Source organism: Zavarzinella formosa DSM 19928, from assembly GCF_000255705.1.
GTDB lineage: Bacteria > Planctomycetota > Planctomycetia > Gemmatales > Gemmataceae > Zavarzinella > Zavarzinella formosa.
This window is the reverse complement of the sequence record NZ_JH636439.1, coordinates 1,646,630-1,658,796: the sequence shown is the minus strand read 5'-3', so window position 1 is coordinate 1,658,796 and position 12,167 is coordinate 1,646,630. Positions and strand designations below refer to the sequence as shown.

The following is a 12,167-nucleotide window of genomic DNA, read 5'->3' as shown; positions in this document are numbered from 1 at the left end:
AAAATCACGGGGTAAAAATAATCGTGTTGATTCTACGCGCGGGGCCGGGCGAGATCATGGCCGAAAATTCCCGCCCGGCCAAATATCATTTCTTCTTGACCGTCATGTGATTATTTAGCCGGTTCTTTCGTTTTGTCGTCGTCCGTTTTTGCATCGCTCTTGGCTTCCGGTTCCGTCTTAGGTTTCTCGGTGGCGGTTTTTTTGCCGAAAATCGCGTCGTAACCCTCGGCAAAGTCCTTGGTTTCCGCCAGCCCAATGCGCACGATGCTCATATTTTTCTCCCAAAATGAAAATGGTTCAATCAACCAATTTCATCATTATAATCATCGATTTTTCCAGTCGGAAAGGGAATTTGGACTGTCCCGGCAAACCTTGCCGGTTGGCCCGCATTCTTGGAATAGCCGGGATAATTGATTTGTTCGTTTCAACCAAATCTCCTCCTTTGAACAGTCTTCATGCTATATGTTGGAAGAACTTCCGATGTGGCTTAACTCGCTCAATCGGAACCACCGCAAGACACACCCACCGTGAAGTTGGATGGATTCAGCCTCACCGACTCACAGGAAAAGCGGCATGACGGGCTTTGCTCCCTCCAAACCATCGAAGCCAATAGTCCTGACCATTCTTGGCACGCGGCCGGAAGTCATCAAACTGGCTCCGGTGATCAGACAGTTGGACCTATACCCCGACGAACTAACTTCAGTCGTCGTCTCCACCGGCCAGCATCGCGACCTGATCCGGCCGATGGTGGAACTGTTCAAAATCCGCGTGAACCATCATCTTGAGTGCATGACAGCCGGTCAGCCCCTGAGCCGGTTGCTCGCCCGATGTTTGGAATCCCTTGACACGATCATTGCCGAAATCAAACCCGATTTGATTCTGGTTCAGGGGGACACCACGACGGCATTGGCGGGGGCGCAAGCCGCGTTTCATCGTGGTATTCCCGTCGGCCATGTGGAAGCCGGATTGCGAACCAACAATCCGATGGCTCCGTTCCCGGAGGAAATGAACCGCCGACTGGTGAGCCGACTGACAAACTGGCATTTCGCCCCCACCCGAAGGAATGTCGAGAATCTGCTCGACGAGGGCGTCGAACCAGGAACCATTTTTCACACCGGCAACCCGATTGTGGACGCCCTTCAATACATCGGTTTGGTGGGTGCTCCCACCCCGGCCCTTCGCGGTGTTCTGGAGCAAACCAGCGGTTATCGCCGGATTACCCTGACGACCCACCGCCGGGAGAGTTTTGGCGACGTGCTGGAAGGAAATCTGCGGGTGATCCGCGAATTTATCGATGCGAATCCCGAATATTGCGTTGTGTTTCCGGTGCATCCGAACCCTGTGGTGCGTCAGGCAACCAAAGACATCTTTGACGCCCATCCCCGCCTCGTTTGCTGTGATCCGATGACCTATCCGGATTTCGTGACGCTGATGGGCGAATCATGCCTGCTCGTCTCCGATTCCGGCGGCATTCAGGAAGAGGCCCCGAGCCTTCGCAAGCCGGTCATTGTGATGAGGGAGCAAACAGAACGGCCCGAGGCAGTGGAAAGCGGCTTCGCCATGCTGGCCCCCACGCCGGACGACCTGCGGGAAGCACTTCGGCGATTTGCCTTGGGTTCCGCCCTGCCCGACTGCGATAATCCCTTTGGCGCCGGGGACGCGGGACAGCAAATTGTCTTCGCCATCCGGGATCAGATCTTGCGTACCCGGCCCGTGGCCGACGAGGTGTTCGCATGACATCCGGTCATCCTCCGAAGACACACATTCTCACCGTCGCTTTGGAAGATTACTTCCAAGTGGGAGCCTTTAACCGGCTCATTCAACAGGGACAGTGGTATCGCTTCGAGAACCGTCTCGAAAAGAACACACACCGATTGTTGGAGTTGCTGAAACGCCATGATCTGAAAGCCACGGTTTTCATCCTCGGCTGGATTGCGGACAAGTTCCCCGAACTGGTGAAACTGGTCGTCGATCACGGGCATGAGGTGGCGAGCAAGGGTTATTATCATCGCGGCATCAAAGGGATGACTCCGGATGAATTCAAAGAAGATTTAATTCGTTCTCGTGAAGCCATTGAATCCGCCGGCGGGCAAAAAGTCGTCGGTTATCGTCTGGCTGACGGGTGGTTCACCCCCGAAGATGTTTGGGCGTTTGACGCCCTCGCCGAAGTGGGTTACGGGTACGACTCCAGCATTGCCCCCATCGGCAAAAACTTCACCGCCGACCCGAGAGATGGCGTTTTAAGACGCCACGAAGGGGAACATGGCGGCATTTGGGAAGTGCCGGTGTCCACGGGGAACATCGCCGGGATTCGTGTTCCGGTGGCCGGGGGAAATTACCTTCGGCAAATTCCCAACTGGCTTGTTCGCCGGGCGGTTAACCGTTGGACCACCCGGATGGATTCCCCGTTGGTTGCTTATTTCCATGCGTGGGAACTGGACCCCGATCAACCCAAGATCACGGCCGGTTCGCGCCTGACCCGGCTGCGCCACTACAGGAACCTCCACAAGATGGAGGGATATCTCGAAAAACTTTTTGGACAGTATCAATTCACCAGCGCGGCTGATTATCTGGGGCTGTCCACGGAGTTGACCGACCGGCCCGTTTTCCGGCAACGTGCCGAGATGCCCGAAGAGATTTCCTCAAAGGAAACGCTCTCAGACACAGGCCTTTTGACGCCGATCACGATTGTGGTTCCCTGTTATAACGAGGAACTCATCCTGCCTTATCTGGCCAACACGCTCAAGAGCGTCGAGGACAAACTGGGCCGGACTTATCGCATCGATTTTGCCCTCGTGGACGACGGCAGTTCGGATCGCACTTGGAGCGGCTTGCAGCAAACATTCGGAAGTATCCCGAATGTCAGCCTCTACCGGCACGAAAAAAACCAAGGCGTGACGGCTGCCATCATGACCGGGCTTTCGCGGGCGAAGACCGAGATTGTCTGTTCGATTGATTGCGATTGCACCTATGATCCGCATCAACTCGAATCGATGATTCCCAAGCTGACGCCCAATGTCGATTTGGTGACGGCTTCCCCGTATCACCCCGAGGGGGCGGTGCGAAATGTTCCCGAGTGGCGGTTGAAACTGTCGCGGGGAGCTTCTTGGTGTTACCGGCGTATTCTCCGGCAAAAACTGCACACATACACGAGTTGCTTCCGGGTCTATCGAAAGTCGAAGACGGTGGCGACCCGGCTGAAATACGGGAATTTTCTCGGCATCGCCGAACTAATCGGCAAGATGGACCTGGCGGGATCGATCATTGTTGAACAACCGGCCGTGCTGGAGGTTCGGATGCTCGGCCGCTCGAAGATGAAGACGATCCGAACGATCATGGGTCATCTCAAGTTGATGGCCTGTCTTCTGCGTCACCGACTGTTCGACCCCAAACCCACTCCCTCGCCGGGCCGGCCGGAATCGCCGGTTTCCGATTCGTCAAGCTCTGAAATATCCGGCGAACTGGCCGTCAATACAACACGCAACGCACTGGAGATCGCCTTATGAACATGGTTTTTCGACCGACGCCGCCGTTGACGCTTCCTTCGGATCAGGACGCCAGCGGTCGAACATTGGGGGCCGAAGAATTGGCCCTGCTCGCCGAGGTGATTAACTCCGGCACGCTGACTGTCACCAAGGGCAAGGTCGCCAAATCATTTGAAACCGGCTTTGCGGCAATGATCGGGGCGAAACACGCCCACGGGTGTTCCTCCGGATCGGCGGCCGTCCATTGCGCCATCGCGGCCATTAACCCGGAACCGGGCGACGAAATCATCACCACCTCGATCACGGACATGGGGGCGTTGTCCCCCATCGTGTTTCAAGGGGCCATTCCGGTCTTTGCGGATGTCGATCCCGTTTCCGGCAACGTGACTGCCGACACTATCGCGGCCCGCTTGTCTGACCGCACCAAGGCCATCATTGTCACGCATTTGTTTGGCAATCCCTGCGATATGACGGCGATCATGGAACTCGCCAACGCCAAGGGCATTCCGGTCATTGAGGACTGTGCGCAGGCTTTCTTGGCGACGCACCGGGGCACGGCCGTTGGCCGATTCGGGATCGCCGGTTGCTTCAGTCTGCAACAAGGCAAGCATATCACCACCGGCGAAGGTGGAATCGTTGTCAGCGATGATGCGAAATTTGCCCGGCAGATTTTCCTGTTCATTAACAAAGCGTGGGGCTATGGCGACGCCAACCCCGACCATTACTCTCTTGCCCTGAATTATCGTTGGAGCGAGTTGCAAGGGGCTTGTGCCTTGGGCCAACTTCCGAAACTCCCGGAGATCGTCAAATCTCGTCGGGAAACTGCCAAGGCGATGACCGCCGAGCTCGCAGGAGTTGCGGGCATCCAAGCCCCGCCGCAAGGCGAGCATGATGATCCGGTGTTCTGGAAGTATTCTCTGTTGGTCGATCCGAATGTGATTCCCGGCGGGGCGGTCGCCCTTGGCAAAGCCCTCAAGGAATGGGGCATCGCCTCCGCTCCCCGCTACATTCAAAAGCCCGCCTTCCGTTGCGAAGTTTTCCGCGATCAGAAGACCTTCGGCAACAGTCGCTGGCCGTTTACGTTGGCCCGGCCGGAAGCGGTCGATTACTCGGCCGAACTCTTCCCCGGCACCTTCAAATATCTGGAGCGGGTTCTGGTGTTGCCTTGGAACGAGAAATACACCGCCGAGCATGTTGAATACATCGCCAAGGCAATCCATCAATGTTGTTCCGCGTTGCGAGAAGGGACCGGACAATGAGCGGACCCGTACGATTTGCCCTGATCGGTGCGGGTGGCATCGCCCAGAGTTATGTTCAAGCGTTTGAAAAACACCCCAATTCGATGGTGGCGGCGGTTGTCGAACCTCGCTCGGACGCGGCCCAAGCGCTCTCCGAACGGTTAGGCTGCCGGGCTTTTGCCAACCATCATGAATTGCTGAAAGCGGACGTGTCACTGGATGGTGCCATTGTCTGCACGCCGCCAAACACCCACGAAGAAATTGTGTGTGATTTGGTGGCGGCGAAGATCCATGTGCTTTGCGAAAAGCCATTCACGATCTCCTCCGGCGTCGCGTCGAAGATGCTCGACATGGCCGCCGCGAATCATGTGCTGCTGACGATGTCCTCGAAGTTTCGCTATGTGGAAGACGTGATCCGGCTGAAAAGCCTGATCGCCTCCGGCGTGCTTGGCCAGATTGTGTTGCTGGAAAATGCCTTCACCGCCCGCGTGGACATGGCGGCCCGATGGAACTCGGTTCCCGAGGTCAGCGGCGGCGGCGTGCTGATCGACAACGGCACGCACAGCATCGACATTATCCGTTACCTGCTTGGCCCGCTGGCCGCCGTGCGGGCGTTCCAGTTCCCGAATATCCAAAAGATCGCCGTTGAAGACACGGTTCAACTGTTTGTGAAAGCACAATCAGGCGTGCCGGCGACGATTGATCTTTCCTGGAGCATCAACAAGGAACTGGATCATTATTTGAAAGTCCACGGGACACAGGGAATGGCGGTCGTCGGGTGGAAGGAATCCCGCTATCGGCAACATTCTGCCCGCGACTGGGTGAAATTCGGCAACGGCTACGACAAGGTTCAGGCGTTCCGGGATGTGATCGGAAACTTCGCCAAGGCCACGCTTGGCCTTGAGAATCTTCTGATCAAAAGCGAGGACGCGCTCGCCTCGGTTCAAGGCATCGAAGCCGCGTATCGGTCCCTGCGTGAACCGCACTGGATGCCCATCGAGTAATCAACCATGCCCGCCCGCATCCATCCGACCGCCATCATCGAAAACAATGTCAGCATCGGCGAGGGAACGTCGATCTGGGATTCCGTGCATGTGCGGCACGACACGAGCATCGGCGACGAGTGTATTCTCGGAGAGAAAACTTACGTCGCCTACGGCGTGAAGATCGGCCATCGCTGCAAGATCAACGCGATGGTTTATATTTGCACCTGTGTGACCATCGAAGACGGCGTGATGATTAGCGCCGGGACAATCTTCACCAATGATCGTTTCCCTCGGGCCGCGACCCCGGACTTGAAGAGTCTGCGGCCAAGCGACCCGGATGATGAAACCCTCAGCACCGTGGTCGGGCCGGGGGCCACCATCGGGGCCGGTTGCGTGATCGGTAGCGATCTCACCATCGGCCGGTTTGCCATGATCGGGATGGGGTCGGTGGTCACCAAATCGATCCCGGATTTTGCCCTCGCGATCGGCAACCCGGCCCGTGTGATCGGAACCGTGTGTCGTTGCGGACAGATCACCGGTAAATTCAGTGGCGGGATGCCGACGGAAGCCACGCAGGTTGTTTGCCTCAAATGCCAGCGAAAGTATCGCATCGAAGACGGCGAGGCGGTTGAACTCCCGTGACGAATCAATCTCTCCATTATGGTATTGTCGGCGGCGGGATGGTCGGCCTCGGCCTTGCCCGGCGACTGGCGAAACTTGGCCATCAAGTCACAATTCTGGAAGCCGGCGACTCCATCGGCGGGTTAGCGGGCGCCTGGCAACTCGGTGATGTCACTTGGGACAAGCATTACCATGTCATCCTGATGTCCGACTTTCTAGTGCGCGATTTGGTCGCCGAAATCGGGCTGGAGCAAGACTTCCGCTGGGTGGAAACCAAGACCGGTTTCTACACGGATGGCCAAATGTACTCGATGTCGAACTCAATGGAGTTCTTGAAGTTCCCGCCGCTCGGTTTGCTTGACAAAATCCGGCTGGCGATGACGATCACCGTCGCCTCCAAAATCCGCGACTGGCGGTATCTGGAGCGCGTTCCTGTCGCCACTTGGTTAAAGCGATGGTCTGGTGGCCGCACGCTGGAAAAAATCTGGATTCCCCTTCTGAAAGCCAAGCTCGGGGACGCCTACCGCGAATCGATGGCGACGTTCATCTGGGCCACCATCGCCCGGATGTACGCCGCCCGGCGGAGCGGGTTGAAGAAGGAAATGTTTGGCTATGTTCACGGCGGCTATCATCGGATTTTGGCCGCCTTGAAGAGTTCTCTTGAAAAGTCGGGCGTTCGCGTCATCACCGGGGCAAAGGTGGCCGGAATCCGTTCGGATGCCACCGGAGTGCGTTGCGAAATCTCGGGAACGGAACACCGGTTCGACCGCATGATTTTGACCACCAACCCACATGTGACCAATCGCTTGTTGCCGGAGCTTCCGGCAGAAGACCGGCATCGGCTGACCGATTTGCGGTATCAAGGAATCGTGTGTGTGTCGGTTTTGCTTCGGAAGCCATTGGATCGGTTTTACGTCACCAATATCACCGATTCTTGGGTACCGTTCACGGCAGTCATTGAGATGAGCGCGTTGGTCAACCGGGAAGAATTCAACGGGCATTCTCTCGTCTACTTGCCAAAATACGTCGCCCCGGATGATCCGCTGTTTGACGAATCCGATGCCTCGATCCGCAATCGTTTTCTCGCGGCGTTGTCACGGATGTATCCGCATTTTTCGGAAGCGGATGTGATAGAGCTTCAGGTTTCCCGAGTCCGTGAGGTGTTCGCCATCTCCTCGCGAGATTACTCCAAACGTGTGATGCCCTTCAAGAGTTCCCTGCCCAATATTTGGCTGGCAAATTCTTCCCAAATCGTCAACGGCACGCTGAACGTAAATGAAAGCCTCGCCTTGGCCGACCGGGCGGTGAAGGCCATCCATCCCGAAGCCACCTTTCCCCCCTCGAAACGATGAGCCGATCACCACAACTGACCGCGAGTTTGTCGCTCGACCTCGACAACAAGTGGTCTTATATGAAAACCCACGGCGACGCCGGTTGGGAGGAACTGCCGAGTTATCTATCCATCATTGTCCCGCGCGTGCTGGATCTGTTAGATCAACTATCGCTCAAGATCACTTGGTTCATCGTCGGTTTGGATGCCGCCAAGGCCGCCGACCGGACCGTGCTGGGGGACATCACCCGGCGGGGCCATGAAGTGGGCAACCACTCCTTTCGCCATGAACCTTGGCTGCACCTCTATTCCGACGGAGAAATCGAAGAAGAACTTTCTAAGACCGAAGACGCTCTCGAAGAAGTGACCGGCCAACGTCCCATCGGCTTTCGCGGCCCTGGCTTTAGCTTGTCGCCGGCTGTGTTACGAATTCTGGCCAATCGCCATTACCTTTATGATGCCTCCACCTTTCCGACTTTCCTTGGCCCGCTGGCCCGGATGTATTATTTCGCCAAGGCCGGCAAAATGACGGCCGCCGAGAAGCATCAACGATCCAAGCTCTTTGGCAAACTCTCGGAAGGTTTCAAGCGACTAAACGCCTATCGCTGGCACACCCCCGCCGGTCCCATCGTGGAAATCCCGGTGACGACGTTCCCGATGGCCAAAATCCCCATTCATTTGAGTTATCTGCTCTATTTGTCGTGCTACAGCCCGTTGATCGCTCGGTGGTATTTCCGGGCTTTTATCCTCGCCTGCAAGATCACCCGAACTCAACCATCATTGCTGTTACATCCGCTTGATTTCATGGGCAACGACGATGTGAGCGGGCTGGACTTCTTCCCGGCGATGAAGATCCCCGGCAAGGTCAAATTGGGTTGGGCGGCCGACTTTCTGCGCATGTATGCGAAGAACTTCAAGGTGCTGCCGATGAGCCTGCACGTCAAGGAAATCATTGAGAAGGGGAATCGTCTCCCGGCCCGGACGACGGAGAAGTAACGGCCGTGTTGGCGTATTGTCGGCCCTTCCATGATGGGCGAAAACCCAGCACATCCCGAAACAGCGCGAACCATTGAATCAGAATCACCAATGACACGCTGAGCGGATTGAAAAACGCCGCCCAAAGTGATTGCTTGAACCGGATGGCCGCATCAATTCGCGGGGCCAGTGAGCAAACCACAGCGACAACGACCATTGCCGCCATGATCCATTCTTCAGTGCTTAACCAGCCCAATAGTACAACTGGCAACACTTGGCCCGATAACAGCATCACCGTGGCCGGAACGATCAACCGATTGGACGCCAGCCCCTCGCGGGCATTCTTCGCCAGCCCGAACCACACTTGGCTGGCCGAGTGATACATCCGGCAAGAAGCCACTTCGGTGGCGTCGAACAGATCGGTCATCAATCCGGCTTTGCGAAACGCCCTCGGCAATGTCAGCCCGTCATGCAGGGATCGCCTGATGGCCGCGTGGCCGCCGGACAAATCGTATCCCCGCCGGGTGGCCATGAAAAGTTGACCGCATCCGGCCCCGAGACTCACTTGTCCCGATGTGCGCATTCTGGCGATCGGCAAAAAACCAAGCAGTAAGAAGTGAATCAGCGGGATCAGTTGCTTTTCCAAGAGAGTTCCCGTTCGTTGCCGGGGAATGCCGCTCACCAAGTCCGTTTTGGAACCATAAATGAAACCGACCATCCGGGAAAGGCCATCGCTCGTCAGACGCACATCCGCATCGACGAACACCAGCAAATCATAACGGGCCAGTCCGGCGAGGACATGGCAGGCGTGCTGCTTGCCGCACCAGCCTTCGGGCAATGGCGGGGCTGATTCCAACCTCAATTGATTGTCCGTCAATGCAATTTTTTGGACAATCTCGGCCGTGCGATCTTCGGAGTGATCGTCTAACACGACCACTTCCAAATTCACCCCTTGGGAGGTCAACGCCGACATCACCGCTTCTTCGATCCCGGCCTCTTCATTGCGGGCCGGGATCAACACGGACACGCCAACGGGAGGCTCTTGGGAAACCGCCGGGGTGCGATAAAGCGTGACATTGCGAAAGTACAACAGAGCCGGGAATGCGGCGAAGAAGAGAGCCACGCCAGCGAGAGCCATCATCATTGGGGAATGGATTCCTCTCGGGGAGTCGAGGAAATTTCGGGTTCGCCGTGGCCAAGGACGACCGGTCGGCCTCGTAGCCGTCCGGTCAGGCTGCGCCACCAATCGTATACGCCGCCCACGCCGACACGTCCTTGAATCAGATTTTCAAACCGGGCCGGATCGCGGCTGATGGAATCTTGCGCCAGTTGATCCATTGTCTCGGTCAGTCGTTCTTCGATCAGATGCGTCCATTGTCGGGCATCGAGAGAATGTTCCGTCACCGCAATCGGCTGGCCGATGCGAATGAGCATCTCCGGCGTGCGTTCCTGCCAAAACGGATACTCAACCGCCACTGGCACCACCCAGCCTGACTCAAGACGGCTGGCGGCCGCCCCGACACCGGGTCGCAAGTCCAGTGGTCGTTGGCGTGGGTCCGCAAATTTTCCTTGTGCAGTGATCCAAAGCGCATGATGGCTGTTGGCAAAAATCGCTTTCACCGCCCGGATGAACTTGGCCGCCCCGCGCGGAGTAGGTTCGACGCCGAAAAGGCCCAGTCGGGCGAAGAAGCGGTATTTCTCCAGCATCTGCGCCTCAATGGGGGCGTAATGCTGGTAGCCTGGCACGCGAGTGGAAAGCAGAAAAGCGGTGATGAGATCCCACCAAGAAGGATGATTCATCGCAAAAATCAATGATTCACCGGCTGAACAGGGAATGGCCGCGCTTCCACGGGCGAGGCGGACCGCGTGAAAATGCTTCGCCGCATATCGCCCGGAGTAACGTTGGAACCAACGAAACAGCCACGGTGTTTGCCGGGGCATCGCCGGGTCGGGTCGGTCAACCATCGCGTTTGCTTCCCGTCGGAATCTCGGTCTTCTTCGTTTGCCGTCGAACATCTTGGTCGAGAGTGTCGGCCGCAATCCAGCCGGACATCAACGCCATCGGCATCCCCGGTCCCGGATGGGCGGAACCACCGGCCAGATACAATCCCCGCACATCCGGACTGCGATTCGCGGGCTTGAACGCCCCGACCCATTTGCCGTGGCTGGCCAGCCCGTAAATCGCCCCGTTAAGAACATGATACCGGCGATGGATATCCTCGGGTGTCAGTTGCGATTCAAAGACGATGCGGTCTTCGATGTCCTTCAAATCGGCGGTCTTCCGCAGTTTTTCGATAATCACCTTCCGATAGGCGGGATACATTTCCCGCCAGTCATGGTGGGGCCGAAGGTAAGGCGTGTGGATGAGAATGTACAACGCCTCCCCGCCGGGGGGGGCCACGCCAGGTTCTGTGGCAGCCGGGGCGCAGACATAACATGTCGGATCGTGGGCCGGTTCCCCCTTGTTGTAAATCTCGTCGAACTCTTCCTCCGGATCGCGGGAGAAAACGAAATTGTGATGCAGAAGATGATCGTATTTCTTCTTGAGACCGAGATACATCACAATCCCGGAACAGGCTGGTTCGTAACTTCGACGGGTTTCAAACGCGGGTGCCGAGTGATTCAACAACTCCCGATGGGTGCGCACCGAATCCGCATTGGACACCACCGAATCAAAAGGGATTTGTTCTCCGGCATCGGTCACCACGCCGGTGATCCGGTTTTTGCCATCGGTCATAATTCGCTGAATTCCCGAATTCAATCGAATCTCAACACCCAACTCCCCCGCCAGTTTTTGAAGGGCCAACGGGACGGCCCGCGTGCCGCCCATTGGATACCAAACGCCCTCGTCGGTCTGCATGTGGGCGATACCGCACAACACGGCCGGGCTGGCATCCGGGCAGGAGCCGACATATTGCGTGAAGTGATCCAACATCTGGGCGATTCGTTCATCCGGCACGTATTTGCGAACAGTTTCGCCAACGGAGTGGCCCATTCGCATGGCCAGCACGTCCGCCAGCATTTTGATGCTAAACGACGTTTTCAGGCTGAACATATCCTTCAGCCCGCCGACCGATCTCCAGAAGAAAAACCGGTCGCTGATTTTGTTCATCCGCTCGGAGAACTTCAGAAACTCCCGGTAACCGTCCGCTGATTTGGTGCCAGGGGAAAATTGATCGATCCCCGCCGCCATCTTTTCGACATCGGAGACAAGATCAAGAATCGATCCGTCTTCGTAGAAGCACCGCCATTGCGGGTCGAGCCGGACCAGTTGAAGATAATCTTCCAACTGTCGGCCGGCCTCGCCGAAGATCTTCCGCAACACGCGGGGAACGGTGAGAATCGTTGGCCCCATGTCAAAGCGATAACCGTCCTGCTCTAAGATGGCCGCCTTGCCGCCAACCCAATCGCTTTTTTCAAACAGGGTCACGGCATGGCCGCGCGCGGCCAACGTGCAAGCCGACGCCAAGCCGCCCAAGCCTCCACCGATGACAGCGACTCGTCCGTGAATTTTCGACATCTTGAAGTCCTG

At 56.9% G+C, this 12,167-nt stretch carries 11 protein-coding genes; 7 read left to right on the top strand and 4 right to left on the bottom strand.

Annotation, left to right across the window (positions count from 1 at the left end; genetic code table 11):
- Positions 1 to 110: 110 nt before the first annotated feature.
- A complete protein-coding gene (locus tag BGIM_RS62590) occupies positions 111 to 272 on the bottom strand; it encodes a hypothetical protein (protein WP_020469234.1) in 162 nt (53 codons plus the stop codon).
- A gap of 301 nt (positions 273 to 573) precedes the next feature.
- Here BGIM_RS62590 and wecB point away from each other — a divergent pair, with 301 nt between their 5' ends.
- From wecB to BGIM_RS0107785, 7 genes are read left to right on the top strand one after another with little or no spacing between them, the layout of a single operon-like run.
- Positions 574 to 1,737 (top strand): non-hydrolyzing UDP-N-acetylglucosamine 2-epimerase, encoded by a 1,164-nt coding sequence (gene wecB / locus BGIM_RS0107815; protein WP_020469232.1) that lies wholly within the window; start codon positions 574 to 576, stop codon positions 1,735 to 1,737.
- On the top strand, positions 1,734 to 3,506 hold the full coding sequence (locus BGIM_RS57120) for a DUF3473 domain-containing protein (RefSeq protein WP_020469231.1): 1,773 nt from the start codon (positions 1,734 to 1,736) through the stop codon (positions 3,504 to 3,506). The genes wecB and BGIM_RS57120 overlap by 4 nt, the downstream gene beginning before the upstream one ends.
- A complete protein-coding gene (locus BGIM_RS0107805; protein WP_020469230.1) occupies positions 3,503 to 4,744 on the top strand; it encodes a DegT/DnrJ/EryC1/StrS family aminotransferase in 1,242 nt (413 codons plus the stop codon). The genes BGIM_RS57120 and BGIM_RS0107805 overlap by 4 nt, the downstream gene beginning before the upstream one ends.
- On the top strand, positions 4,741 to 5,727 hold the full coding sequence (locus tag BGIM_RS0107800; protein WP_020469229.1) for a Gfo/Idh/MocA family protein: 987 nt from the start codon (positions 4,741 to 4,743) through the stop codon (positions 5,725 to 5,727). Before BGIM_RS0107805 ends, BGIM_RS0107800 begins: the two co-directional genes overlap by 4 nt.
- Positions 5,728 to 5,733: 6 nt before the next feature.
- Entirely contained in the window at positions 5,734 to 6,351 is a 618-nt protein-coding gene (locus tag BGIM_RS0107795; RefSeq protein WP_020469228.1) for an acyltransferase, read from the top strand.
- Positions 6,348 to 7,682: an NAD(P)/FAD-dependent oxidoreductase gene (locus BGIM_RS0107790; RefSeq protein ID WP_020469227.1), complete on the top strand. Its 1,335-nt coding sequence runs from the start codon at positions 6,348 to 6,350 to the stop codon at positions 7,680 to 7,682. Before BGIM_RS0107795 ends, BGIM_RS0107790 begins: the two co-directional genes overlap by 4 nt.
- Entirely contained in the window at positions 7,679 to 8,656 is a 978-nt protein-coding gene (locus tag BGIM_RS0107785; protein WP_020469226.1) for a polysaccharide deacetylase family protein, read from the top strand. The genes BGIM_RS0107790 and BGIM_RS0107785 overlap by 4 nt, the downstream gene beginning before the upstream one ends.
- On the opposite strand, the gene BGIM_RS49235 is transcribed toward BGIM_RS0107785, so the two are convergent.
- Genes BGIM_RS49235 through BGIM_RS0107770 form a run of 3 tightly spaced genes read right to left on the bottom strand, consistent with a single transcriptional unit; the run spans position 8,610 to position 12,155 of the window.
- Positions 8,610 to 9,779, bottom strand: coding sequence for a glycosyltransferase family 2 protein (locus BGIM_RS49235; RefSeq protein WP_020469225.1), 1,170 nt, complete (start codon positions 9,777 to 9,779; stop codon positions 8,610 to 8,612). The two genes, BGIM_RS0107785 and BGIM_RS49235, sit on opposite strands and share 47 nt — an antisense overlap.
- Complete coding sequence (locus BGIM_RS49230) at positions 9,776 to 10,600, bottom strand: lysophospholipid acyltransferase family protein (RefSeq protein ID WP_020469224.1); 825 nt, start codon at positions 10,598 to 10,600, stop codon at positions 9,776 to 9,778. Before BGIM_RS49230 ends, BGIM_RS49235 begins: the two co-directional genes overlap by 4 nt.
- Positions 10,593 to 12,155, bottom strand: coding sequence for a phytoene desaturase family protein (locus BGIM_RS0107770; protein ID WP_020469223.1), 1,563 nt, complete (start codon positions 12,153 to 12,155; stop codon positions 10,593 to 10,595). The genes BGIM_RS49230 and BGIM_RS0107770 overlap by 8 nt, the downstream gene beginning before the upstream one ends.
- Positions 12,156 to 12,167: the final 12 nt, after the last annotated feature.